This window comes from Streptomyces sp. NPDC054796, from assembly GCF_053611545.1.
Genome location: NZ_JBSHAO010000019.1, coordinates 122,172 through 148,255 on the forward strand (window position 1 = coordinate 122,172; position 26,084 = coordinate 148,255).

General features: G+C 73.8%; 16 protein-coding genes. 11 read left to right on the forward strand and 5 right to left on the reverse strand.

Annotated features, from left to right (window positions below; all coding sequences use genetic code 11):
• Positions 1-16 precede the first annotated feature (16 nt).
• Positions 17-871 (forward strand): response regulator, encoded by an 855-nt coding sequence (locus ACWGJ2_RS18290; RefSeq protein WP_453347123.1) that lies wholly within the window; start codon positions 17-19, stop codon positions 869-871.
• A 22-nt stretch (positions 872-893) separates the two neighbouring features.
• On the opposite strand, the gene ACWGJ2_RS18295 is transcribed toward ACWGJ2_RS18290, so the two are convergent.
• Positions 894-2,918 carry a M64 family metallopeptidase gene (locus ACWGJ2_RS18295; RefSeq protein ID WP_453347124.1) on the reverse strand — a complete coding sequence of 675 codons (2,025 nt, stop codon included), beginning with the start codon at positions 2,916-2,918 and terminating at the stop codon, positions 894-896.
• A gap of 215 nt (positions 2,919-3,133) precedes the next feature.
• Here ACWGJ2_RS18295 and ACWGJ2_RS18300 point away from each other — a divergent pair, with 215 nt between their 5' ends.
• Positions 3,134-4,372 carry a M24 family metallopeptidase gene (locus tag ACWGJ2_RS18300; protein ID WP_453347125.1) on the forward strand — a complete coding sequence of 413 codons (1,239 nt, stop codon included), beginning with the start codon at positions 3,134-3,136 and terminating at the stop codon, positions 4,370-4,372.
• A gap of 56 nt (positions 4,373-4,428) precedes the next feature.
• On the opposite strand, the gene ACWGJ2_RS18305 is transcribed toward ACWGJ2_RS18300, so the two are convergent.
• Complete coding sequence (locus ACWGJ2_RS18305) at positions 4,429-5,103, reverse strand: TetR/AcrR family transcriptional regulator (protein WP_453347126.1); 675 nt, start codon at positions 5,101-5,103, stop codon at positions 4,429-4,431.
• A gap of 131 nt (positions 5,104-5,234) precedes the next feature.
• On the opposite strand from ACWGJ2_RS18305, the gene ACWGJ2_RS18310 reads away from it, so the two are divergent.
• From ACWGJ2_RS18310 to ACWGJ2_RS18320, 3 genes are all read left to right on the forward strand, one after another.
• Positions 5,235-6,650, forward strand: coding sequence for a carboxypeptidase regulatory-like domain-containing protein (locus tag ACWGJ2_RS18310; protein WP_453347127.1), 1,416 nt, complete (start codon positions 5,235-5,237; stop codon positions 6,648-6,650).
• 124 nt (positions 6,651-6,774) lie between these two features.
• Complete coding sequence (locus tag ACWGJ2_RS18315) at positions 6,775-8,571, forward strand: FUSC family protein (RefSeq protein ID WP_453347128.1); 1,797 nt, start codon at positions 6,775-6,777, stop codon at positions 8,569-8,571.
• A gap of 60 nt (positions 8,572-8,631) precedes the next feature.
• Positions 8,632-9,165: a MarR family winged helix-turn-helix transcriptional regulator gene (locus tag ACWGJ2_RS18320; protein ID WP_453347129.1), complete on the forward strand. Its 534-nt coding sequence runs from the start codon at positions 8,632-8,634 to the stop codon at positions 9,163-9,165.
• 40 nt (positions 9,166-9,205) lie between these two features.
• Here ACWGJ2_RS18320 and ACWGJ2_RS18325 read toward each other — a convergent pair whose 3' ends face one another.
• The 3 genes from ACWGJ2_RS18325 to ACWGJ2_RS18335 form a co-directional block, all read right to left on the reverse strand.
• A complete protein-coding gene (locus ACWGJ2_RS18325; protein WP_453347130.1) occupies positions 9,206-10,216 on the reverse strand; it encodes a formylglycine-generating enzyme family protein in 1,011 nt (336 codons plus the stop codon).
• A gap of 403 nt (positions 10,217-10,619) precedes the next feature.
• Positions 10,620-12,155: an ATP-dependent DNA ligase gene (locus ACWGJ2_RS18330; RefSeq protein WP_453347131.1), complete on the reverse strand. Its 1,536-nt coding sequence runs from the start codon at positions 12,153-12,155 to the stop codon at positions 10,620-10,622.
• A 1,092-nt stretch (positions 12,156-13,247) separates the two neighbouring features.
• Positions 13,248-14,723, reverse strand: a complete 1,476-nt coding sequence (locus tag ACWGJ2_RS18335) for an MFS transporter (RefSeq protein WP_453347132.1) — start codon at positions 14,721-14,723, stop codon at positions 13,248-13,250.
• Between the two features lie 395 nt (positions 14,724-15,118).
• Here ACWGJ2_RS18335 and ACWGJ2_RS18340 point away from each other — a divergent pair, with 395 nt between their 5' ends.
• The 6 genes from ACWGJ2_RS18340 (at position 15,119) to ACWGJ2_RS18365 (ending at position 26,038) form a co-directional block, all read left to right on the forward strand.
• Complete coding sequence (locus tag ACWGJ2_RS18340) at positions 15,119-16,867, forward strand: fatty acyl-AMP ligase (RefSeq protein WP_453347133.1); 1,749 nt, start codon at positions 15,119-15,121, stop codon at positions 16,865-16,867.
• Positions 16,864-21,585: an acyltransferase domain-containing protein gene (locus ACWGJ2_RS18345; RefSeq protein ID WP_453347134.1), complete on the forward strand. Its 4,722-nt coding sequence runs from the start codon at positions 16,864-16,866 to the stop codon at positions 21,583-21,585. The genes ACWGJ2_RS18340 and ACWGJ2_RS18345 overlap by 4 nt, the downstream gene beginning before the upstream one ends.
• 142 nt (positions 21,586-21,727) lie before the next feature.
• Positions 21,728-22,720, forward strand: coding sequence for an alpha/beta hydrolase (locus ACWGJ2_RS18350; protein ID WP_453347135.1), 993 nt, complete (start codon positions 21,728-21,730; stop codon positions 22,718-22,720).
• Positions 22,721-23,162: 442 nt separating this feature from the next.
• Positions 23,163-24,092 carry a YihY/virulence factor BrkB family protein gene (locus ACWGJ2_RS18355; RefSeq protein ID WP_453347151.1) on the forward strand — a complete coding sequence of 310 codons (930 nt, stop codon included), beginning with the start codon at positions 23,163-23,165 and terminating at the stop codon, positions 24,090-24,092.
• Between the two features lie 3 nt (positions 24,093-24,095).
• On the forward strand, positions 24,096-25,460 hold the full coding sequence (locus ACWGJ2_RS18360) for a cryptochrome/photolyase family protein (protein ID WP_453347136.1): 1,365 nt from the start codon (positions 24,096-24,098) through the stop codon (positions 25,458-25,460).
• Between the two features lie 101 nt (positions 25,461-25,561).
• Positions 25,562-26,038 carry a DoxX family protein gene (locus ACWGJ2_RS18365; protein ID WP_453347137.1) on the forward strand — a complete coding sequence of 159 codons (477 nt, stop codon included), beginning with the start codon at positions 25,562-25,564 and terminating at the stop codon, positions 26,036-26,038.
• The last annotated feature ends 46 nt before the right edge of the window (positions 26,039-26,084 follow it).

Consider the following 26,084-nt stretch of genomic DNA (forward strand, 5'->3'; position numbering starts at 1 on the left):
GAATCTGAGGAGGGACATGCCGCACAGCGACGTGGGGAACGGCGGTGAAGCCCAGGAGGGCCGCGGCGCCGGGGGGAACGCAGCGGGACGCGGCCCGTACCAGCAACAACACCAGCAACAACATCAGCACCAGCAACTGCATCAGAATCAGCATCAGCTCCCGATCCGGGTCTTCCTGCTCGACGACCACGAGGTGGTGCGCCGCGGTCTGCGCGACATGCTCAGCGCCGAACCCGACCTCGAAGTGGTCGGCGACGCCTCCGACGCGCGCCAGGCACTCGTCCGCGCCCCCGCGCTGCGCCCGCACGTGGCCGTGCTCGACATCCGGCTGGGCGGCATGGACGAGGGAAGCGACCAGGAGGGCATCGAGGTCTGCCGGGAACTGCGGGCCCGCATGCCGGACCTCGCCTGTCTGATGCTCACCTCCTTCGACGACGATGAGGCGCTCTTCGACGCGATCATGGCGGGCGCCGCAGGTTATGTGCTCAAGCAGATCAAGGGCTCCGACCTGGTGTCGGCCATACGCACCGTCGCGAGCGGCAAGTCCATGCTCGACCCTGGTGCCACGGCCCGCGTGATGGAACGGCTGCGTGCCCCGCACAGCCGTCCGGGGCCGCCCGGACTGGCCCACCTCTCGCCCCGTGAGCGGCAGGTGCTCGAACTCATCGGAGAGGGGCTGACCAACCGTCAGATCGCGGAACGGCTCTTCCTCGCGGAGAAGACCGTCAAGAACCGCATCTCCTCGCTGCTGGCCAAGCTGGGGGTGGGGCGCAGGGTGCAGGCGGCCGTGATCGCGGAGCGGCTGCGCGAGCGCGCGGACGGGCAGGGGCTGCGCGACCGCGCGGACGTACCCGGCCCGGACGAGCCGTGAGCTCCTGCCCCCGGTCCCTCATCTACCTGTTCCTGTTTCCGTCGCGCGGGGGGACGAGGGTGACCAGGAACTTCTTCGGCGCGCTCGCGTTTCCGGCCGCGTCGATGGAGCGGTACTCGACGGTGTGGGTGCCGTAGTCCGGGCTCGCGTCGTCCCAGGGGACGGCGCGTGGTGTGCCGAGCTTGCCGTAGACGAGGCCGTCGATCTCGGTGCCTCCGGGGGTGAAGCGGAAGGGCGCGTCCGGGTCGGTGGGCCAGCCGAAGTAGTGGTACCAGCCGTCACCGTCCACCCGGAACTGGCTGACGACGTGCCCTTCGCCGTCGTCACGCCCTGTGAGCCGCATCGTGAACGGGCCGTCGTACACGTACTCCACGGGCCTGCCGGGGCGCTCGGTCCTCCGCAGCGGTTCGGACAGCTCGTACACCGTCTTCGGGCCGGCCGCGTCCACCGTCCACGTGAGGCGCTCGCCCTTCGTGCGCGGCGCGTGCGGGTCGGTCACCTCGGCGGTGAGGGTGTGGCTGCCGGGGGACAGGCGCAGGGCGCCGAGATCGAGGTCGCGGTCGTTGCCCCGCGTGGGCGGGGGCGTGGGCAGCGCGCGTCCGTCGAGACGCCACCGTACGGCGAAGGCGCGGTCGTCGGGGTGCGCGGTGTCCGCGTACACGACGGTGTCCGCGCCGACGGGCGACTCCGTCGGCGTGTGCCCGGTGAACTCCCTTGCCGCGTCCGTCGGTTGGCGCCCGGTGCCGGTGTCCTTGCTCGCGTCCACCGTCCACTCCACGGTGCGGGTCAGTGCCTTGGACGCGCGGATCGCGGGGTCCCGTACGAAGGGGGTCGGGTCGGTGACGGTCGCCGTGAGGGAGTGTGTGCCGGGCGCGAGGCCGAGCCGGGAGAGGTCGAGCTGACGGGCACCGCGCGCCGACTTCACCGGCCTGCCGTCCACGGCCCAGGTGACGTCCAGGGCGCCGCCCGTCGGATGCATGGTCTCCAGCCAGACGACACGGTCGTCCCCGAGGGGCGCCGAGGTGGGGGTGCTGCTCTGGACGAGGGAGGTCTTCGCGGAGACGGCCCGCGTCATCACCTCGCGCTGCGGCTGGTCGAAGGCGTAGCCGAGCGTCTTCATCATGGAGTGCCTGCTCGGGCGCCACACGCCCTTGGTGCTGTACATGCCGCCCTTGTGGCGGCCGATGGTGCCGCCCGAGAGGCTCTTCTCGCCCAGCCAGCGCCACCACTTCGCGTGCCGCTCGCGCATCTGCGCCTCGGTGAGCAGGGTGTGGTGCGCGGAGTCAGGCTCGCCGCCCTCGTAGGCGCCGCCGGGCTCGCCGCGCTGGTAGTAGTCGTACTCGTCCTGGAGCCCGCCCAGCGAGTGCCCGATCTCGTGCGGGGTGATCAGCGACGAGAGCGCGTTGCCGCCGGAGGCGGTGGCGTAGGTGCCTCCGGCACCGCCGTACGTGTCGCTGTGGGCGAGGCCCACGATCTGGCGGTTGGCGTCGGTGGTGCCGGGGACGAGGTCCGCGTAGCGTGCCGCCGCCGCGCTGTCCATGGTGAGCAGCCGCTGCGGCCCCGCCTCCCGGCAGCCGCCCCAGAAGCCCATGCCCAGCGGGGTGTCGCGCCGGGGCGAGGTGAGGTCGGGGTCGCAGTCGACGCCGGACTCGGGCGAGGGGGTCAGCACCGCGTAGACGTTGAGGTAGGAGCGGTAGGAGGCGAAGGGCTCGATGCTCCACAGCACGTTCAGATGTGCGTCGGCGTCGGCGCGGAAGTCGTCCAGCTCCTCGGCGGTGTAACCGTCGCCGAGGAGGACGAGGTTGAACCGCTTCTCGGCGGGGCCCGTCACCTGGAGCGGCACGACCTCGGGTGCGGCGGTGGGCGGGGCGGTGTCGCGGGTGACGGTGGTGTGTGTGTCGGCCGCGTGTGCGTCGGGGGTTGCCTGGGTTCCGGCCAGCACGGAGACGAGCAGTCCCGCCACCGCCAGCGCCCTGGCGACGGCGCCCCCGTGTCTGCGTCCGCTGCGTCTGGTGCCCCTGCTGCCCGTACTGCCCGTGCTGCCCATGAACGGCCTCCCCGGCTCCGGTGACGGCGGCACGTTGTGCGCGGTGCGCGGTACGTGCGTGGTCGCGTGGCGGTGAGGGAGCGTACGGGGAGGTCAACCGGCCGTAAAGAGGGCCACGGGGCGCCCGCGCGTAACGGGACACGTGCGGGGGGACACGTAGGGGCGCGGGCACACCAGCCCCACGCACCACGTCCCCGCACGAGGAGGAGTCGGCCATGACCGAGCGGAGCGCCCCGGCCCCGGGCGCGGACCTGGGCGCGGGCCCGGACCACCCCGTGCCCGCGCCGCCCGCCTTCCCCGCCGAGGAGTACGCGGAGCGCCGCGCCGGTGTCCGTGCCGCCATGGCACGCGACGGCTTCGGCGCCCTGCTCGTCACCGCGCCGGAGGACGTCCACTACCTCTCCGGCCTCGACCATCAGGGCCACTTCGCCGTCACGGGACTGCTGCTGCCGCTGGAGGGGACGCCGGTGCTGGTGGAGCGGGAGATGGAGGCGCCGACGGCCGCCGCGCAGACACACGGCTGCGCGCACGTCGGCTACGGCGACGGCACCGACCCCGCCGACGCGCTGCTCGACGCGCTCCGCGACCTCGCACCGCTACCCGGCATCCCCGGCCGCTCCGGCATCCCCGGCACGCTCGGCTACCAGGCCGCTTCCCTCAGCCTGCCGCCCGCCGTCTGGGACCGGCTCAGGGAGGGTTTCCGCGAGCGCGGCCCGTCCGGTACCCGCTGGGCCGACTGCGGCCCGCTGCTCACCGGGTGCCGGTCCGTGCACACCCCGCGCGAGACCGAGCACATCCGCACGGCCGCACGCCTCTCCGACCTCGCCATGGGTGCCGGACTCGCCGCGGCCACGGCGGGCGCCCGCGAGAACGAGGTGGCCGCCGCCGTGCACGAGGCGATGCTCAGCGCGGGCGGCGGCCTCCCCGCCTTCGCCCCGCTCGTACGCACCACGGACCGGCTCGACCAGGAGCATCTGACGTGGTCGACGCGCCGCATCGGCCCGGACGACGCCGTCTTCCTCGAACTGTCCGCCGCCTACGGCCGCTACCACGCCCCGCTCGCCCGCCTCCGCCACCTCGGCCAGGACACGGCGGCCCGCGACGCGCGCGCGGCGGAAGCGTCGCACGAGGCGATGGCGGCGCTGTGCGCGGCGCTGCGGCCCGGAGAGACGGCGGAGGGGGTCTTCCACGCCTGGCGCTCCGTCATGGACCGCGCCGTGGGCGGCACCTACCGGCGTCACCATTGCGGCTACCTCGTCGGCATCGGCTTCCCGCCCGGCTGGATGGGCGGCAGCCGCACCCTGCGCCCCGGCAACACGATGGTCCTGCGCGCCGGGATGACCCTCCACATCCAGTCCTGGATGCTCGACGCGCACGTGGGCCGCCACGCGCTCTCCGACACGGCCCTGGTCACGGACGACGGCTGCGAGGTGCTGACGCGCACGCCCCGCTGACCTGTTGAGGGGGTCCGGTGCCGGGTACGGGTCCGCGCGGCACCCGTCGTGCCCCGTCAGGCCTCGCCGTCCCGCTCGGCGGCGTCCCGCTCCGGCGCGGGCAGGCCAGCGGCGAGCAGGCCGAAGGACTCGTCGACGAGACCGAGGAGCGAGTCGGCGCCGGTGCCGGGGTCCCAGGCGCGCATCGCCGTACGGAACGCGGCGAGGCCCGCGCCCGCCAGGAGCCGCGGATAGCGGGCGTCCTCGGGGAGCCCGGTGCGCTCGGCGACGGCGCAGGCGACGGCCTCCTCCATGCGCCGGTTGCTGTGCAGCAGCCGCGGGATCAGCTCCGGGTACCGGCGCAGCAGGGCGCCGCGCGAGTGCCACCCGGGGTCGGCCACGAGCGCGGGCACGGCGTCGTGGATGGTCCGGTGCAGAGCGGGGAGCGGGGGTTCGTCGGACGGGCGGTCCCGCACGCCCTTGACGAGCTGGTGCGTCAGCCGGTGGTCCCAGTCGAAGACCGCGTCGTCCTTGGTCTCGAAGTAGTTGAAGAACGTGCGCGGGGAGACGCCCGCCGCCTCGCAGATGTCGTGCACCGTGACGGCCGAGGGCCCCTTGTCCAGATACAGCTCGACGGCCGCGGCGCGCAGTGCGGACCGCGTCTCCAGCTTCTTCCGCTCCCGCAGCCCTGACGAGGGAGAGTCCTCGGCCGGCGGAAGGGCCTCGGCGCTCGCCGTTCTTCTCGACTCCACCTTCCGTACAGTAATGCATTTTTGCACTCGTGCACGTTTCTGTTAGCGTAGCTAATTATTGTCCATGCCATCCAATATGGCGTGGATCACGCGACAGTGCGCAGCGAGAGGCGAGGAGGCGGACCACGTCCATGGCCGAAGAGCAGACGGGAACACAGGCCAACGCGGAAGCGGGAGCGGGGGGAGAAGCGGAGGAGAAGTCGGACCTGCGCGCGACGCTGCGCACGCTGGCGTCGACGCTGTGGTTCCCGGCCTTCTTCTTCACGGGGTTCCTGGTCTGCTATCTGCTGCCGTTCCACAACCCGACCCCGCACCACGTCGAGGTCGCGGTCCCCGGGCACGCCGCCGTGCAGATCCAGGAGGCGCTGGACCAGAAGAGCCCCGGCGCCTTCGACATCGTGCAGGTCTCGGACGCGGGCGCCGCGCGCGACGCGGTGACCGACCGTGACGCCACCGCCGGATACGTGCCGGCCGCGGGCAACCCCCAGTTGTTCGTCGCCAAGGCCGACGGCTACTCGCTGGAGTCCGTGCTCCAGAAGACCTTCACCGCCGTCGCGCAGCAGAGCGGCGGCCACCTCCACATGCACGACGTCGCCCCGACCGCCGCCGGCGACGGCATGGGGACAGGGCTCTTCTACCTGGTGCTCGCCTGCACCATCCCGTCGTACGTGATGGTGATGATGCTGCTGAGGGCCACCACCTTCGGGCGCCGCAAGAAGATCATCACCCTCGCGGCTGCGGGCGCGGTGATCAGCGTCGTCGCCTACCTCGTCGGCCTCTCGATGGACGTGATCCCGAACAAGCCGCTGGCGATCCTGTTCCTGTTCCTGATGACGCAGGCGGTGGCGCAGACCTCGTACGGCCTTGTCCCGTTCTGCAAGCAGTTCTTCCCCGGCGTGGCCATGGGCCTGTTCGTGCTGCTGAGCATGCCGTCCAGCGGCGGCGCCATCCCCGTCCAGATGGTGCCCGGCTTCTTCCGCGCGCTGCACCCGATCATGCCCATGGGCAACCTCATCGAGGCGCTGCGCGGGCTCTTCTACTTCGACGGTACGAACGTCGTGCGCCCCGTGCTGGTGATCTGCTGCTGGGTGGTCGTCGGCGCGGCGCTGCTCGCCCTCGGTGCGTGGCGGGAGCGGCGTGCGCTGGCCCGCGAGTCGGCCGGGGACGAGGAGGAGGTGCCCGAGCCGCCGGTGGAGGATCCCACCTTCGAGCTCCAGCAGCCCAGCGCCCTTCCCCCGCACAAGCACCGCATCGGCCAGTCCGAGCCCATGCTCACGGGGTGCGTCGCCGACCCGCAGGGGCAGCCGCTCAAGGGTGTCGCCATCACCGTCACCGGCACGCACGGCCGCGAGCTGGTGCGCGCGATGACCGACGGCAACGGCGAGTACGCCGCCACGGGCCTCCCCGAGAGCGTCGTCAACGTGATCGCCAGCTCGCCCGACCGGCTCGCCGCCGTGTCTCGCGTGCTCGTGCGCGACGGGCACCCGGTGCGTCAGGACTTCCAGCTGGAGCCCCGTGCGCGGCGCCCTGTCCAGGTCTCCGTCTGAGTTCGCGGTCTCCTCACGGAGTCACCTCACTGAGCCGCCCGGCCGCGCGCCGGGCGGTTTCGTGTGGTGAAAGCCTCCCTCACCATACTCTTTCACGAGTAAATTAATTGCTAACCTTTTCTTTATGGGGAAGCACGCCAAACCGACCGGCGGATCCGGCGCGGTCCGTATCCGCCCGCTGCCGGTGAAGAGCACCGTCCGGCTGCGCAGGCCCGCCGACATCTGGCACAAGCCCGCCTTCAGCGCCGCCGCGGCGATCGCCGTCCCGCACTTCACGCTCTACGCGCTCGGTCGCCTCGACCTGGTGCTCTACACCTCCGCCGGGGCGATGTGCGCCCTGTACGCGCACGGCCTGCCGTACGCGGCCCGCGCCCGCACCCTCGGCCGGGTCGTGCTCGGCATGACCGCCTCCCTCGCGATCGCCCTGACCGCCGCCTCGCTGACCGGCTCGGCCGTGCTGCTGGTGCTGCTCGCCTCGCTCGTCGCCGCCGTCCACAAGATGGTGTGCGACGCCGTCCGCATCGGCCCGCCGGGCAACCTCATCCTCACCTTCATCGCCGCCTCGGCGTTCTTCGTGCCCCAGCGCCTCGACCAGGTGCCCTTCCATGTGCTGCTCGCGCTCGCGGGCGGCGCCGTCGCCTGGCTCGTGTGCATGGCGCCCGCGCTCGTACGGCCCAGGGGCCCCGAGCGCATCGCCACAGCGCGTGCGCTGGAGGCGGCGGCCGCGCTGCTGCGCGCGGAGTCCGGCGGGGCGCCAGCGGCGCCCGGGGCGCGGCACGCCGCGGCCGCAGCCGTGAACGCCGCCTGGCACACCCTCTTCCTCGTCCCGGCCCGCACGCCCTCGGCCGTCGCCGCGCGCACCGCGCTGGAGCGGCTGCTCGTCCGCGCCGAATCGGCGCTCGGCACCGGCACCGGCACCGGAACCGGAACCGGAACCGGAGCCTGGACCGGCAGCGGAACCGGAACCGGTACGGGAACCCACGGGCCCCGTACCGCCGAGGCCGAACGCTGCCTGGCCTGGGCCGCCGGCCTGCGGTGGGGCCGCGCGCTGCCCGAGATCGACCTCACCCCGGCGCAGGCGGGCGCCCTCGCGGGCGTCGAGGCCGACCGCTCCGCCGCCTACGTGCCCCGCCGCCCGGCCCCGGAACGCCCCCGCGGCCTGCGGGCCCTCGCCGCGCAGCTCGGCCCCGGCTCGCCGCTGTTGCCGATAGGCGCCCGCGTCGTCGTGGGCTGCTCCCTCGCCGGATGGGCCTCGATGGCGCTCGGCGTCGGACACCCGTACTGGGCCGTCGTCACCGCCGCGTCCATCTACCAGGCCAACACGACCCTCTCCTGGCAGCGCGCCGTCCAGCGCACCCTGGGCAACCTGCTCGGGCTGCTGCTCTTCACCGCGCTGCTGCCCGTCATCCACACCGGGTACCTCGCGATGATCCTCCTCGCGCTCGCCTTCCAGATCGGCGCGGAGGCGTTCATCTCGCGCAACTACTGGCTCGGCTCGGTCTGCGTCACCCCGATGGCCCTGCTCCTGAGCCAGTTCGGCAGCCCCGTCGCGGCCGGTGACCTGGTGGGGGACCGCTGGATCGACACGGTGGTCGGCGTCGTCGTCGGACTCCTGTGCTGCGTGCTGGTCACCAACCGGCGCGCGAGCGACCGCATCGAGACCGCCCTGCACCACGCGGAAGCGGCACGCGACGATGTACGGCACCTGCTGGTCACGGACGCACCGTACGAGGAGGCGGGCCGGGCCCGCGACAGGCTGGCCGCGGCACTCGTCGAACTGCGCGAGGCCGTGGAGACCGCCTCGGGCGAGTGGTGGCAGCGCGCCCTCCCCGAGGAGCGCGTCGCCCTCGCCGAACGCGAGGGCCACCGCGACCTCGCCCAGCTCATCCGCAGGCTGACCCCGCCCGTCATGGCCGCCTGAACCCCGCGCCGCGCCCGCGGCGGACAGGCGGGAGAATGGCGGGCGGTGAGAGGAGAGACCGTGAACGGGGAACGGGACGGGGAACGGAACGACGAGGACGTGGTCGCGGGGGTGCTACGGCAGTGGCAACGCGTCCACCCGGGCCTGGACACGGCCCCCATGGCCGTGATCGGCAGGCTCAACCGCTGCGCGGCGCTGCTCCAGCAGGCGGCCGAGGCACCACTCAGCCAGGAGGGGCTGACCCGCGCCGAGTTCGACATCCTCGGCACCCTGCGCCGCGTGGACAGGGAACTGACCCCGGGCCGCATCGCACGGGAGACCTTCGCCTCGGGCGCCGCGGTCACCAAACGGCTCAAGGAACTGGAACGCCGCGGCCTCGTCGTACGACGCCCCGACGAACGCGACCGCCGCGTCGCGCACCTCTCGCTCACCGAGGCGGGCAGCGAGCTGATCGACCGGCTGCTGCCGGAACAGCTCGGCTACGAGGCGGCCCTGCTCGCCGGGCTCGACGGTGCGCGCAGACAGGAACTGTCCTCGGCGCTGGGCGAACTCCTGGTCGTGCTGGAGGGCCGCCTCGGCAGCGTCGTCGGCTGACCGGCCGAACACACCTCCGTGCCGGTCGCACGGTGTCCGGTCACTGGACGCAGCGGAAGCCCAGGTTGCCGGTGCTGGAGTCCGGGGTGTTGCCCGTGCGCGCCGCGACGCGGTAGCGGTTGCAGTACGAGTCGTGGCACAGGTACGAGCCGCCACGCATCGCCCGCCGCTCCTCGTCCTCGGCCCCGAAGGGACCCGCGCACCACTCCCACACGTTGCCGACGGTGTTGTAGAGCCCGTACCCGTTGGGCCGGTACGCGTCGGCGGGCGCGGTCCCGATGTGGCCGTCCTCCGCCGTGTTGACGACGGGGAAGCGGCCCTGCCAGATGTTGCAGCGCCACCTGCCGCGCGGCGTCAGCTCGTCGCCCCACGGGTAGCGGGCCTGGTCGAGGCCGCCGCGGGCCGCGTACTCCCACTCCGCCTCCGTCGGCAGCCGCTTGCCCGCCCACGCGGCGAACGCGGCGGCGTCCTCCCAGCTCACATGCACGACCGGGTGCCGCGCCCGGTCCCCGACGGAGCTGCCGGGGCCCTCCGGGGCCCGCCAGTACGCGCCCTCCACGCCGCGCCACCACGGTGTGCCGTCGGCCGGTGGGGTGGACCGGACCACGGAGGGGTCCAGCAGCCCCGCGAACACGTACGACCAGCCGAAGCGTTCGGCGCTCGTCACATAGCCCGTGTCCTTCACGAACGCCGCGAACCGCGTGTTCGTCACCGTCTGCGGGTCGATGCGGAACGCCTCGACGGTGACCTCGCGTACGGGTCCCTCGCCGTCGCCGGGGTTCGCGGCCTCGTCCTCGTTGCCCATGCGGAACGTGCCGCCGGGGAGGGCCACCATCTTTCCCCGCCCCTCGGCAGCGGGCAGCCGCCGCGCCGGGGCCCGGATGACGTGCGCGAGGCTCGTGCGGCCGACGGACGCGGACGTGCCGGACGTGGCGGACGCACCGGACGTCGGAGCCGACGGAGCGCAGCACGAAGCGGGCCCCGCACCGGGGTGCTCCCGGTCCGGCCCCGGCTCCTGTTCCCGCGACCGCTCCCGCGATGACGACGTCATGTCCCGATCCCTCCGCGCGTCCCTCCCGTTCACGCGGCGAGCGTAACCCCGTCGCGTCGGCGCGGTGCCGACGGGCCTCCCCGCCCCCGGGCGCCTACGATCGCAAGGAGGTCCCAGCCCACGACCCGGACGGTGACCTCGACGACCACGCTCACCAGTGCCACGGGGCGGCAACGTGTGTCGGTGGAGGACTCCATCCCTCTTCCGCGGATTCCCTCCCGCCTTCGGGCGGGGAGGGAATCCGGTCCTGAGCTCTGCGGCGCGGAGCGCCGCAGCATCGCTTCGGAACGCTCCCCGGGGACAGCCGCGCTCAGTGGGGCCGCTTCTGGTTCTCGATGTAGTCCTTGACCACCTGGAGTGGCGCCCCGCCGGGTGGCTCCGGCGGAGTAGGCGTGCGGCGCGGTCAGCGCAGATGGGCGCGGACCGCCTCAACGGTGTCGGCCTCGGCCGGAGCCTTGTCGTCGCGGTAGCGCAGCACGCGCGCGAAGCGCAGTGTCACACCCTCCGGGTACCGCGTCGAGCGCTGCACACCGTCGAAGGCGATCTCGACGACCAGCTCGGGCCGCACCGTCACACCCCACCGCTCACGCGTCACCGCGACCTCCTGGAGACGTTCCGTCTGCCAGGCCAGAAGAGTGTCCGTGAGGCCCTTGAAGGTCTTGCCGAGCATGGCGAAGGAACCGTCGGCGCGACGGGCCCCGAGATGGAGGTTGGAGAGCTTGCCGGTACGGCGACCGTGCCCCCACTCGGCGCCGAGCACCACGAGATCGAGAGTGTGCACGGGCTTCACCTTCAGCCAGGAAGCACCCCGGCGCCCGGCACCATAGGTGGAGTCCAGCCCCTTCACGACCACGCCCTCGTGCCCGCGCACCAGCACGTCGTCAGCGAACTCCCGCGCCGCTTCCCGAAGTTGGTCGTCCTCCGGGTCGGAAACGGCCACCCGGCGCACGCGCAGCGGCGCGGGCACCGCACGGGCGAGTGCGGCGTGGCGCTCGTGCGCGGGGAGATCCAGGAGGTCGGCGCCGTCGAGGAAGAGCAGGTCGAAGAAGACGGGCGACACGGGCAGCGACGCCTGCGCCGCCGTCACATCCAGACGTGAGCCGACCCGCGAGGACACCTCCTGGAACGGCCGCGGCCTGCCCTCCTCGTCCAGCGCGATGACCTCGCCGTCGAGCACGGCGCGCTCCGCCTCCAGAAGCTCCGTGGCGGCGACCACCTCAGGGAGCCGGTCGGTGATCTCGTCCAGGGTGCGGGTGTAGATCCGAACGCGCCCGCCGTCCTTGTGCACCTGCACCCGGATGCCGTCGAGCTTCTCCTCCACGGCGCACGGCCCCAGCCGCTCCACGGCCTCGTCCACGTCCTTCGCCGTCTGCGCCAGCATGGGCAGCACGGGGCGGCCCACCTCCAGGCGGAAGTCCTCCAGCGCCGCCGTACCGCGCTCCAGCAGCGCCCGCGCGACGGCGCCCAGCGAGCCGCCCAGCATCACCGCGCGCCGCACCTCGCCGGGCTCGGCGCCCACCGCCGACGACAGCCCCTCCACGGCGAACGCGTCCAGCGCCCCCTGCCGCAGCTCCCCGCCGAGCAACCTCAGCAGAAAGTGCTGCTCCTCCGCGGTGGCGGCGCCCATCAGCTCCACGACCAGGCGTCTGCGCTCCGCCTGGGCGCCCTTGCCGTTCACGGCGGCGATACGGTCCAGGGCGGCGTCGACGTCCGGCACGGTGAGGCTGGGTGCGGCGGCAGGAGACACCGGTTCCTTGAGGGTGCTCCAGCCGACGCCGGTGCGGCGCTGTGGCAGCCGCCCCGCGAGGTAGGTCACCACCACCGGTACCTCGGCGGGTTCCGCCTCGCGGAAGAGGCTCGCGAGCAGGGCGATCTTCTCCGTACGGGCGGAGGACTCCGCGATCTCCTGCGAGGCCCGCGCGACGTCAGCCAGCAACATTTCCTTATCCTCGCCCACATGGCGAGCCCTCGCAGGTCGGCGTGCCCCTTCACGGGGCTGCGAAGGAAACGAGGGGTTCGCCCTTCACCGTGGTGTGCCCCTTCACGGGGTGCGGGGTGATGGCCACACGGGGTGCCTGTTTCTTGCGGGGGTGCGCCTTCCCTGGTGCCCCTTTGGGTTCGTTCGCGTGTTGCGGGCCGGTGGCACGGGTTGTGCCCACCCGTCCCGCCTTGCGGGACGATTGCCCACAACATTTTGGTGTGCCGTCGCCGGTCGGGTGCGGGTGGGTGGCTTCGGCGCGGCGTGTGGTGCGGGTACGTCGCGGCTGGCGCCGCGTGATTCTTGGTGCCTGACGGTGGCCGTGTGGGATACGTGTTCTTGGGTGTCCGGTGCCGCGGTGGGGTGTCTCCTCGGCGTGAAGGTCTCGCTTTCGGCTCTCCGCCGGTGACTTTCTCGACCTGCGGGGACACCCCACCGCGTCCCCGTCCCGCCGGTGGCCCACTGCCACTCCGGGTGGGCCAATGCCCACCCCCGGCGCGGGACCTGCGGTCCCCACTTCACAGGGCGACCGTCCCGCGCAACGCCCCCTGTCGGGGGTGCGCAGCCCGGGGGTGCCCCTTTGGGGTTTCGTTCGCGACTGCGGGCCGGTGGTGGGCACAACAGTGGGGCGCCGTTTCACAACAGTGGAGGTCACCGGCCGGGAGTTGGCCGCGACCGGGAGGTGGTGTGGCGGGGGGTCCCCGCAGGGCGAGCAAGTCACCGGCGGAGAGCCGAAAGTGAGACCTTTACGCCCGAGGAGACACCCCGGCGCGGCGCCGACCCCCACCACACAGGCACCCCATATCCACGGCCGAAACCATGAATCACGCGGCGCCAGCCGCGTCGCACCGTCACCACACGCCGCGCCGCAGCCACCGGCCCGCACCCGGCCCCGTACCGCAGGGCGACGGCACCCAAATGTTGTGGGCAATCGTCCCGCAGGCGGGACGGGTGGGCACAACCCGTGCCACCGGCCCGCAGCACGCGCACGCAACCCCAAAGGGGCACCAGCCAAGGCGCACCCCTGCAAGAACCGTGCACCCCGTGTGGCCTTCACCGTGCACCCCGTGAAGGGGCGCAATCGGTGTAGGGGGAACCCTGCGTTTCCTTCCGCACCCCGCGAAGGGTGCGGTGGCGGCCCGTGCGTCGTAGCGTGGTCAGCGCCACGAGCGAACCGCTCAGGACCAGCAGTGCGGCCAGCCGCAACCCCGTCTCGTAGCCGTCGAGGAACGCCGCGTCGGGAGTACCCCCGTCGCCCAGGACATCGCGCTGGCGACGGGCGAGCACCACGCCGACCACGACGATCCCGAACACGCCCGACACCTCGCGCGCCGTGCTGACCAGCCCCGATGCCGTCCCCGAACGGCTCTCGGGCACGTCGGCGAGCGCCGCCACCGTCATGGGCGCGGTGAACGCCGAGCCCACCCCCATGAGGACCAGCCCGGGCTGGAGGCCCGCGTAGGTGGCGTCGCCGCCCGCCATGGACACGAGCAACAGGCCGCACGCGACCATGCCGAGACCGGCGGCGATGACCCGGTGCGCGCCCAGCCGCTTGGAGAGCGGTTCCGCCGCAGGGGTCACCGCCAGCAGCACCACCGCCAGCGGCAGGAAGACCAGCCCGGCCTCGGTGGGGGAGAAGTCCAGGATGCGCTGGAGGTAGAGGGAGGTGAAGAAGAAGACCCCGTTCAGGCCCACTCCCCACAGCATCTGCGCGACCACACCCCCGGAGAGGGTGCGCACCCGGAAGGCCCGCAGGTCGACCAGCGGCAGGAACGTGCGGGCTTCCACAGCGAGGAAGGCGAGGCCGGTCACGGCGGCGACGGTGAGGCACAGCGGTACGGGGTCCGTGCGGAACCCCTTCTCGCCGCCCTCGACGAGCCCGTAGGTGAGGAAGTACAGCGCCGTGCCGGACAGCAGCACCCCCGGCACGTCGAGCACCCGCAGCAGCTCGCCCACGCGGCGCGTATCGCGCGTGGGCGCCGGTACCGCGAGGGCGAGCAGCGCGGCCGTCACACCGAAGGGCAGGTTCAGCAGGAACACCCACTCCCAGCCCCAGTGCTCGGTCACGACGCCGCCGACGACGGGCCCCGAGGCCAGCGCGACGGCGAGCGCGGCCGTCCACACCCCGATGGCGAAGGTGCGCCGCTTCTCCGGTATGTCGCCGGCCACGACGGCGAGCGACGCCGGGATCACACACGCCGCGCCCGCGCCCTGCACGGTGCGCGCCGCGATCAGCGCGGCGCCGCTGTCCGCGAGTCCGGCGAGCGCGGAGGCGGTGGTGAACACGAGGAGTCCGACGACCAGGACGAGGCGCCGCCCGACGAGGTCGCACAGGCGCCCGCACAGCAGCATCAGGGTGGAGAAGCTGAGCACGTAGCTGATGGCCACCCACTCCAACTCCTCGGGGGAGAGGTGCAGTTCGCGTTGGAGCGAGGGCAGCGCGACGTGGACGACGGTGTTGTCCAGCATCGCGACGAAGCCGGACAGGGCGACCATCGCCAGCACGGCGAACGCGCGCGCACGGCCCACGGGCGGCGCTCCTTGGAGACCGGAGACGGACGGAAGGCGGAGGGGCGGGCGGAGCAGGCGGGGCGAAGACGGGGCGAGGGGCGGCGGGCCCGCACGCGGACTCTAGGCCCCCGCGCGCCGTCCGGCGCCCCCTCGCGCGGCATTTTCCGCCCCGGTGACAAAGGGAACCGCCGCCTTTGTCACTCGGGTAAGCACGCGGGAAACGATCTGGGGAACGGTGTGAGAATTATCCGTGACGCTTCATCAGAATTTATGGAAGGCCGCTGACCTGGGAAAACAGGGTTCACTCAGCATCCGCTTCACAGGCGCCACCGGCAGATTTGTCAATTGCCGCTATTTGCTCGGTCCCTTTGCCTGGTGAGCCTGGGTGTCCCCGTAACGTGGAGGACCTTTTCATGCCCCCCGCATCTTCCCCACAGGATCAACGGCTCACCGATCTGCTGGACCACTGGGCCGGAGCCGGACAGCGCGGAGCCCGACGGGCCTTCACGGCCGTCGAGTTCGGCGACCACGCCTCGGCGGGCACGCACAGATCGCTCACCTGGAGCGGCCTGCGCGGCCGTGCCCTCGCCGTGGCGGAGAGGCTGGAGCGCGCGGCGCTGCCCGGCGACCGTGCGGCGCTGCTGCTGCCGCAGGGGCTCGACTACGTCGCCGCGTTCCTCGGCTGCCTGTACGCGGGCGTGGTGGCGGTCCCCCTGTTCACCCCGGACCTCCCCGGACACGAGGGGCGGCTCGCCGCCGTACTCGCCGACTGCGAACCCGCCTGCGTGCTCACCGACTCCGGATCGCTGGAGACGGTGCGCCACTTCCTCGCGCAGCAGCAGGAGCAGCAGCAGCGCGGCGCGCCGCCCGTGCTCACCGTCGACGGGCTGCCGTCCACCGCGTGGGAGCCGCCCGTCGAGCGCAGGGCGGGGCCGGGGGACGTCGCCTACCTCCAGTACACCTCAGGGTCCACCCGCGTCCCCGCCGGGGTGGCACTGACGCACCGCAACGTCGTCGCCAACGCCTCCCAGGCCGTCGCGGTCTACGCGCGCGACGCCGACGCGACGACCACCGTGAGCTGGCTGCCCCTCTTCCACGACATGGGCCTCGTGCTGAGCGTCGCCGCGCCCGTGTTCGGCGGCTTCCCGTCCGTGCTCATGGACCCGGTCTCCTTCCTGGTGCGCCCCGTGCGCTGGCTGCGGCTGATGTCCCGCTACCCGGGCGTCGTCGGGGCGGCGCCCAACTTCGCGTACGACTACTGCGCCTCCCGCGTCACCGAGGACGAGAAGGCGGAGCTGGACCTGACGCGCGTCCGCGTGCTCATCAACGGCAGCGAGCCCGTGCGCCCCTCCACCGTCACCCGCTTCCGTGAGGCGTTCGGGCCCTGCGGGCTGCGTGCCGAGGCCCACTGCCCCTCCTACGGGCTGGCCGAGGCCACCGTCTTCGTGTGCGCCGACCCCTTCGACGCGCCGCCGTCGCGGCTCGCCGTCGACCGCGCCGCGCTGAACGAGGGCAAGGCGGTGCCCGTCGATGAGAGCGACGCGTCGGCGCTGCCGGTGGTGACCTGTGGCGCGCCCGTCGGGCAGCGGCTGCGCATCGTGGACGCGGAGCGCGGCACGGCCGTGCCCGACGGGGAGGTCGGCGAGATCTGGCTCCAGGGGCCCAACATCGGCGCCTGCTACTGGAACCGTCCCGAGCAGAGCGCCGAGACCTTCGCCGCCACGCTGGCGGGCGAGGAGGGCCGCTGGCTGCGCACCGGCGACCTCGGGGCACTGCACGAGGGCGCGCTGCTGGTCACCGGGCGGCTCAAGGACCTGATCATCATCGACGGGCGCAACCACTACCCGCAGGACATCGAGGAGACCGTCCAGCGCGAACTGGCCGTCGTGCGCCGCGACCGCGCCGCCGCCTTCACCGTCCCCGGCGAGGACGGCGCCGAGCGCCTGGTCGTCGTCGCCGAGCGGGGCCGCGACGCCGAGCAGGGCGGCGAGTGCGACAGCGCCACGGCGGCTGACGCGGCCCGCGCCGTCGTCTCGACGGGGCACGGGGTGCGGCTGGCCGACTTCCGGCTGGTGGCGCCCGGTGCGATACCGCGCACCTCGAGCGGCAAGGTCTCCCGCGCCGCCTGCCGGGAGCGCTATCTGGAGGGGAGCCTGCGATGACCGTGCTGACCGGCGACCGGGTGCCGCGCGAGGAGCTGCTGCGCGTCACGGTCGTCACCAGGCTGTGCGAGCGCTACGGGCTGCGGCCCGAGGAGATCACCGACGACCGTCCGTTCGCTGAACTCGGCCTCGCCTCCGCCGACGCGGTGTCCATCGCGGCCGAGCTGAGCCTGCTCACCGGAGAGCCCCTGCCCGCCACGCTGCTCTGGGACTTCCCGACCCTGGCCCAGCTCAGGCGGCGGCTGGCGGAGGGGAGCGGGGCGGAGGAGACCGGGGGCGCGGCGCGGGCAGCCGCCTCCGGCTCCTCCGCCCCGGCCTCGGCCTCGGGGCCGGGAGCGGGATCGGTGCTGGTACCGGTACCAGCACCCGCACCGGACGGCGCGGGCGACGGGCACGGCCCCGAGGCCGTTGCCGTCGTCGGGCTGGGCTGCCGCGTCCCTGGCGCGAGCGGCCCCGACGAGTTCTGGCAACTGCTCAGCGAGGGCCGCGACGCCGTCACCGTCGTCCCCGAGGGCCGCTGGGACCCCTTCAGCACCCCGGACGAGACGAGGGAGGTCAGCCGTCACGGTGGCTTCCTCGACGACGTCGCGGGCTTCGACGCCGAGTTCTTCGGCATCCCGCCCCGCGAGGCCGCCGTCATGGACCCCCAGCAGCGCCTCGTGCTGGAGGTCGCCCGCGAGGCACTCGACCACGCGGCCGTCCCCGCCTCCGCGCTCGCCGGAACCGCGACGGGCGTCTTCATCGGCATCAGCGGCAACGAGTACGCGCAGCTCACCACGGCCGAACTCGGCGCCGTGGACGCCTGGACCCCGCCCGGCGCGGCACTGAGCATCGCCGCCAACCGCCTCTCCTACGCGCTCGACCTGCGCGGCCCCAGCCTCGCGCTCGACACCGCCTGCTCCTCCTCGCTCGTCGCCGTACACCACGCCGTGCGCAGCCTCACCGGCCACGAGAGCGACACCGCGCTGGCCGGCGGCGTCAATCTGCTCCTCGCGCCCGCGATCACCCTCGCCTTCCAGCGGATGGGAGCGCTCAACCCCGAGGGCCGCTGCCGCGCCTTCGACGCCGACGCCGGGGGCATGGTGCGCGGCGAGGGATGTGCCGTGGCCGTGCTCAAGCGGCTGTCCGACGCCGAGCGCGACGGCGACCGCGTGCTCGCCGTCATCCGCTCCAGCGCCGTCAACTCCGACGGCCGCTCCAACGGGCTGCTCGCGCCCAACTCCGAGGCACAGCGCGCCCTCCTCGCCCGCGCCCACACCCGCGCGTGCGGTTCGCCCGTGGCGCCGCAGGACATCGACTACGTCGAGGCGCACGGCACCGGCACCGCGCTCGGCGACCCCATCGAGGCGGGCGCGCTCGGGGCGCGGCTCGGCGCGGGCCGCGACGCCGACAAGCCGCTGCTCATCGGCTCCGTCAAGACCAACATCGGCCACCTGGAGGCAGCGGCGGGGATCGCCGGGTTCGTGAAGACGGTGCTCGCGCTGCACCGCGACGAGATCCCGCCCAGCCTCCACTTCCAGCGGCCCAGCCCGCACATCGACTTCGAGGCGCTGGGCCTGCGCGTCGCCGCGGACCCCGAGCCCTGGCCCCGCTACTCCGGCACGGCCACGGCGGGCGTCTCCGCCTTCGGCTTCGGCGGCACCAACGCACACGTCGTCCTCCAGGAGCACCGGCCCTCCGCGCGCCCTGCGCCGCACGGGGACACCGGCACGGAAGAGCGGCGCGCGCGTGACCAGGCGCGTGACCGGGAGGGCCGCGCGCCCGCGCTGCTGCTCCTCGACGGGCCCACCGAGGACCGCACCAGGGAGTACGCGGCGCGGCTCGCCGAGTGGCTCGGCACCCCGCGCGGGCGCGCGACACACCCGTACGACCTGGGCCGCACCCTCGCCGGACGCACCGGGCGTGGCCGCTTCCGCGCCGCCGTCGTCGCGGGCGGGGCGGGTGAGGCGGCCGAGGCGCTGAGCGCGTACGCCGAGGGACGCCCCACATCGCTGGCCGGGGTCGGCGACGGGCAACTCGCGCTGCGCCACACGGGCGGGCCCGTGTGGGTCTTCTCCGGCTACGGCTCGCAGTGGCCCGGCATGGCACGGCGGCTGCTGGCGGCCGAGCCCGCCTTCGCCGCCGCCGTCGACCGGCTGGAACCGCTGCTGCGCGCACACGCCGGTCTCTCCCTGCGCGAACACCTGCGCCCCGAAGCCGAGCTGACGACGACCGATGTCGTGATGCCCGTGCTCTTCGGCATCCAGGCGGCCCTCGCCGAGCTGTGGCGGGCCCACGGGGTGGAGCCCGCGGCCGTCGTCGGGCACTCCATGGGCGAGGTGGCCGCGGCCGTCGCGGCGGGCGGGCTGGACGCGGAGGACGGGGCGCGCGTCATCGCGCTGCGCTCGCGGCTGCTCGCACGGCTGACAGGCGGCGCGATGGCCGCCGTCGAGCTGGCGGCGGCGGAGGTGAGGGCCCTCGCCGAACGCTTCCCCACCGTCGAACTGGCCGTGCACGCCTCGCCGACGCAGTGCGTCGTCACCGGCTCCGACCAGGACATCGACGGCATCGTCCGGCACGTCACCGAGCGCGGCGGGCTCGCCCGCGCGCTGCCGGTCACGGTGGCCGGGCACTCCCCGCACGTCGATCCGCTGCTGCCGGAACTGACGGCGGGGCTGGCGGACTTGCGTCCCCGGACCCCTGCCGTGCCCTTCTACTCGACGGTGCTGGACCCGACGGTGCCGGACTCCTCCCGCGACCCCGCGGCGCCCGAGCCCCCGGTCTTCGACGCCGACTACTGGGCCGCCAACCTGCGGCGACCCGTGCGCTTCGCACAGGCGGTGACGGCGGCGGCCGAGGACGGGCACCGCACCTTCGTCGAGATCTCCCCGCACCCCACCCAGCTCCACCCGCTCTCCGAGACACTGCGCGCGGCGGACGCCGGTGCCTCGCTGCTCGTGCCCACGCTGCGGCGCGACGGCGACGACGCGCGCACCTTCCGCACCGCGCTGGCCACCCTCTACGCACACGGCGCCGAGCCGCGCACGGGGGAACTCCACCCGGGCGGGCGGGTGGCCGACGTGCCGGCGCCGCCGTGGCGGCACCGGCCGCACTGGGTCCCGACACCGGTGCGCCGGGTGGCTGGCACCGCCCACCCCGGAGCGCCCGGCGCGTGGCCGCACCCCGAACCGCTCGACGCGGCGCCGCTTCCGGCGGGCGAGGGAGCGGAGGAGGGGGAGGAGCGCGGGGTGTCCGGGCCGCGCACCGTGCTGGAGCGTCTGGCCGAGGGGGCGGCGCAGATCCTCGGCTTCGCGGCCGGACAGCTCGACCCACGGCTGCCCCTGGGCGAGTTCGGACTCGACTCCCTGATGGCCGCGCGCATCCGCACCTTCGTGGAGCGCGAGTTCGACATCACCGTTCCGCTGGAGGTGCTGCTGCGGCAGGGGACGCTCGAAGGCGTCGCGGCCTGGCTCGCGGAGGCGACGGTCGAAGTGGGGGCCGAGGGCGAGGCGGAGGACAGCGGGGAGCGCGCGGAACCGGTGCCGGTGCAGGTGCCGGTGCTTCCGGGCCCGCCCTCGCCGTCGCCCGCCGCCGCTTCCGCGCCCGCCGCCGTCCGGGTACGGGCCGGGTCCTTCGCCGGGCGCGTCCTTCCCCGCGACGACGCCGAACGCGCCGTCTCCCGCGCCTGGCAGTCCCTCTTCGGCGGTGAGAGTCCGGGCGCGGAACAGGACCTGTTGCCGCCCGGCACCGAGGTCACCCCGGACCTCGCCGAGCGCTTCGCCGAAGCCCTCGCCGACCGGACAGGGGCCCTCCCCGATCCCGTCGCCCTGCTGCGGCGCCCCGCCACCGTCGAGAAGGTCGCCGAACGGCTGCGCCCGTACCTGGAGGACACGGGCACGGGCGAGGGCGCGGGGTCCGGTACCGGTACCGGCATCCTGCGCCCGCTGCCGGGGGGCGGCGCACGAGCGCCCCTCTTCCTCGCCCACCCGGCGGGCGGCACCACCGCCGTCTACCGCCCCCTCGCCCAGCGCCTCGGCGCCGCCCCCGAACCGGGGCGTCCATGCGTCGGCCTGGAGCGGCTGCCCGAGCTGCCCTCGGTCTCCGAACGCGCCCACGAGTACGCCCGGGTCATCCGCGAGGCGGAGCCCGAGGGCCCCTGGACGCTGGGCGGCTGGTCCTACGGCGGGCTGCTCGCGCAGGAGACCGCGCGGCTGCTGACCGAGGCGGGCGGCACCGTCAGCGCGCTCGTCCTCATCGACACGGTGCTGCCCCTCCCCGCGCCGGGGCTCCCGCCGCTGGCGGAGGCACGCCGCAGGTTCGCGGCCTTCGCGGAGTACGTGGAGGCCACGTACGGGCACCCGCTGCCCCTCCCGTACGAGGAACTCGCGCTCATGGACGACGCGGGCCAGGTCGATCTGGTCGTCAAGGCACTGGAACAGGCCGTCGACCCGCCCGCCGCCGTGCTGGAGCACCAGCGCACCTCGTACCTCGACCTGCGCAGCGGCGAGCGGCACACGCCTCACCCGTACGAGGGACGCACCCTCCTGCTGCGGGCGACGCAGGAGGCGCCGCACAGCGTGCGGGACGAGCGGTACACACGCACGGACGAGGCGCTGGGCTGGGACGCGTACTGCTCCGACCTCACCGTCGTGCCCGTGGAGGGGCACCACCTCTCCCTGCTCGACCCGCCCGCCGTCGACACCCTCGCCCGCCACCTCACCGCCTACCTCGAAGGGTGACCCCGCCATGCCCCGGCCAGCCCCGTCCCCGTCCCCGTCCCCGTCCCCGTCTCCGTCTCCGTCTCCGTGCCCGGTTCCCGGATCCCGTGGCCGTCACCGCGCGCCGCGCCGCTCCCGCGCCGTCGCGCTCGCCGTCGTCTTCGTGACGACGGCGGGGCTCGGCGCCCTCCCCGTCACCGCCTCCGGCGCGCCGGGCGGTGCTTCCCGCGCCTCCGGCGGGTCCTCGGCTGTCGGCACCACGGTCGCGGGCGGCGCCCGTGTGGTCTCCGAGGAGTGGACGGACGAGCGCACCGTCGAGCTGAAGGTCGAGTCACCGGCCGTGGGCAAGACCCTGCCCGTGCGGCTGCTGCTCCCCACCGGCTGGAAGGACCGGCCCGACCGCACCTGGCCCGTCCTCTACCTCCTCCAGGGAGCGCACGACGACTACACCTCCTGGACGCGCGAGACGGACATCGAGAGCTTCACCGCTGACAAGGACGTCATCACCGTCATGCCGGAGTCGGGCCCGACGGGCATCCCCACCGCCTGGTGGAACAGCGGGCGCGGCGGCCCCGACTACGAGGCGTTCATCCTGGAGGAGGTCACCGCGATCCTGGAGGCGAGCTACCGCGCGGGCGACGCGCGTGCCGTCGCCGGAGTCTCGACGGGCGGCTACGGCGCCATGGCCTTCGCCTCCCGCCACCCCGGCATGTTCGGGGCAGCCGCCGCCTACAGCGGCATCCTGCACACCCGGCTCCCCTCGGTACCCACCCTCCTCTTCGCGATCGTGGCCCGCGAACTGCTCAGCCCGCTGTCCATGTGGGGCAGCCCTCTCTTCCAGAGCGGCAACTGGAAGGCCCGCGACCCGTACGCGCAGGCCGAGAAGCTGCGGGGCACCGAGCTGTACATCTCGGCGGGCACCGGCATCGTCGGCGGCGGAGACGACGACCCGCTGGACGGGAAGATCCTGGAAAGCTCCGTGTGGCCCACCACGAAGTCCTTCACCAACCATCTGGAGGACCTGGACATCCCCGCCACCGTCGATCTCTACACCGGGGGTGCGCACGCGTGGCCGTACTGGCAGCGGGAGTTCCACGACTCCTGGCCCGAGCTGGCCAAGGGCCTGGGGCTGCCCGCGTCTCAGTCCCGAGGCTGACAGCCTCGGGACGGAGGCGGAGGACGATCTCCCACCCGTATCGTGGCTCGCCTGATGCCGGGTAGGTGCAGGGGCGGAGCAGGACATGTAAGTCGTCCCCTGCGGAAGGGCGGGCAAGGTGAGGGGCCTCGGCGGGCCGCGGCAGCAGGCGGCGAGCACACGCGAACGGGCGGACGGGGAGAACGCGGACGGAGCGGACGCGGGCGAGGAGAAGAACGAGAACGGAGCGGGCGCGGGCGCGGCACGTGCGGACGGAGAGCGCACGGCGGAGGGTGCCGGCGACACGGCGGCCACCGACTCCGCGTCCGCATCCGCCCCCGCCCCCGGCTCCGATCACGCCCGCCGCCGGGACACCGCTCGCCGCGTCCTCCGCCGCGCCGCCGCCCCCGCACAGGCACCGCACCCGTCGCTCAAGCCCGCGCCGGGTGCCTATCGTGCGGCCCTGCGCCGCACCCCGGCCTCCATCTGGAACGACGACGTGTCCGACTGGGCCGCGGCCCTCACCTACTACGCCATACTCGCGCTGCTCCCCGCGCTGCTGGTGACCGTCACCCTCATCGGCCTGGCCAGCCCGGCGGCGACGCAGGACCTCATCGATCAGATCGTGTCCCTCGCCCCCGCCGACGCGGGGCACGCGCTGCGCGGCGCGCTGGAGGACATGGCGCACGAGCGGTCCGCGTTCTGGCTGCTGGCGGGCGCCGGCACCGTCAGCGCGCTGTGGTCGGCTTCCAGCTATCTCGCCGTCTTCCGTCGCGCCCTGCACGGCATGCACCGGGTCAAGGACAGCCGCCCGGCCCTGCGCAAGGCGCACTTCATCGTGCTGACGGCCCTGGCACTGCTGGCCCTGCTGGTCACCAGCGCCGTGGTGCTCGTGGTCAGCGGGCCGCTGGCGCGGACGCTGGGCGGCTGGTTCGGGACGGGCGAGGCGGGCGCGGCCACCTGGTCCCTGCTGAAGTGGCCCTTCCTGCTGTGCCTGGTGGCACTGCTGGTGCTCGTGCTCTTCCGCTCGGGCCCGCCGGTCTCCCGCGCGATGTACCACGGCGCCCCTGGCGGGGTCCTCGCCGTGCTGCTGTGGCTGGTGGCCTCGGCGGGCTTCGCGCTGTACGCCTCCCACTTCGCCGCGTACAGCCGCCTGTACGGCTCGCTCGCGGGCGTCGTCGTCTTCCTGATCTGGCTGTGGTTCTCGAACCTGGCGCTGCTGACCGGCGCCCAGTTCAACGCCGAGCTGACGCGCGTGGCGTCCCCCGCCGGGGAGCCCGATCCCGGTAGGAACGGGGGTGACGAACCCATACCGGACGCGCCGTGCATACCGTCCGTGCCGCCCGCACAGAGCGCGCGGCACACGGAGCACACGCGGCGCGCACAGGAGTAGCCCATGAGCGTCGCCCTCGCCCTGTTCACCGCCGATCTGCGGCTGCACGACAACCCCGTGCTGCGTGCCGCGCTCTCGGGCGCGGACGAGGTGGTGCCGCTGTTCGTCGTGGACCAGGGGGTGCGGGCCGCGGGATTCGACGCACCCAACCGCCGCGCGTTCCTCGCCGACTGCCTGGCCGATCTCGACGCGGGCCTGCGCGAGCGGGGCGGCCGGCTGGTGGTGCGCGAGGGGGATGCCGTCGCCGAGACGGCGCGGGTCGCGGCGGAGACCGGCGCGCGGGACGTCCACGTCGCGGGCGGCGTCAGCGGCTACGCACTGCGCCGCGAGGAGCGGCTGCGCGAGGAGCTGGAGGGCCAGGGGCACCGCCTGTGGGTCCACGACGCCGTGGTCACCGCGCTCCCGCCGGGCGCCGTGACCCCGCAGGGCCGCGACCACTTCGCCGTCTTCACCCCGTACTTCCGGCGCTGGGAGCGGGAGGGGCAGCGCTCGGTCATGGGGGTGCCGCGGGTGGTGCGGGTGCCCGAGGAGGTGCGGTCGGCGCGGGTGCCCGCGCGGTCCGGGGTGAAGGGCGCCTCCCCGGGGGTGGCCAAGGGCGGCGAGACCGAGGGCCGCAGGCGGTTCACGGCCTGGCGCAAGGGCCCGCTGGACGCGTACGAGGAACGGCACGACGACCTCGCGGGCGACGCCACCTCGCGGCTCTCGCCGCATCTGCACTTCGGCACGCTCTCGCCCGTCGAACTCGTGCACCGGGCGCGCTCGGCGGGCGGCGCGGGCGCCGAGGCGTTCGTACGGCAGTTGGCCTGGCGTGACTTCCACCATCAGGTGCTGGCGGCCCGGCCCGGGTCCGCGCACGAGGAGTACCGCGGCCACCGCGACAACTGGCGCGGCGACGGCGAGGAGGCCGACGCCTGGCGGGAGGGGCGCACAGGGTATCCCGTCGTGGACGCGGCGATGCGGCAGTTGCGGTACGAGGGGTGGATGCACAACAGGGGGCGGCTGCTGGCGGCGAGCTTCCTGACGAAGACGCTGTACGTGGACTGGCGCGTCGGCGCCCGGCACTTCCTGGAACTGCTGGTGGACGGGGACGTCGCGAACAACCAGCTCAACTGGCAGTGGGTGGCGGGCACGGGCACCGACACCCGCCCCAACCGGGTCCTCAACCCGCTGTCGCAGGCCCGGCGCTTCGATCCGGACGGCACGTACGTGCGGCGCTGGGTGCCCGAACTCGCCGACGTCGAGGGGCCCGCCGTCCACCAGCCATGGAAGCTGCCCGACGAACGCCGCAAGGGGCTCGACTACCCGGAGCCCCTCGTGGACCTCGCCGACGGACTGGCCCGCTTCCGTCGCGCACGCGGCCTGGACTGACCGCGCGGCGGACGGTTCTCTCCGCGCGGCGGGCGATGAGTTTCGCGCGTTTCCCGGGTCTCTTCTTCGACGGCACGACACGCCCTGGAGAGGACACCACCATGACACCGCCGACATCCGACCCGGCCGCCACCCCCGCATCCTCCGCTTCCGGCGCCCCCGCATCCCCCGCCGCTGCCGCCGGGCCCGGCCGCAAGACGAACATCGCGCTGTGGACGTTCCAGATCCTCACCGCCGCGCTCATGCTCAACGGCGCGGTGATCAAGTACCTGGCGAGCGAGGAGACCGTGGAGGCGTTCGCCAAGTTCGGGATCGGCGACTGGTTCCTCTACTTCATCGCCACCGCCGAACTCGTCGGCGGGATAGCCCTCCTGATCCCCCGCCTGGCCGGTGCCGCGGCCTTCGCCTTCGCGCTGATGATGGTGGGCGCCGCCATCAGCGAGGTCCTGGTGCTGAAGAGCGGCATGCTGGCGGGCCCGCTGGTGACGCTGGCGGTCGTCTCCTTCATCGCCTGGGGCCGCCGCGACAGCACCCGGGACCTGGTCGGGCAGCTCAGCTCCCCGCTCCGCCGCGCCTGACCGTCGACGGCCGGTGTGGTGGCCGCGTACCCGACCGGTACGCGGC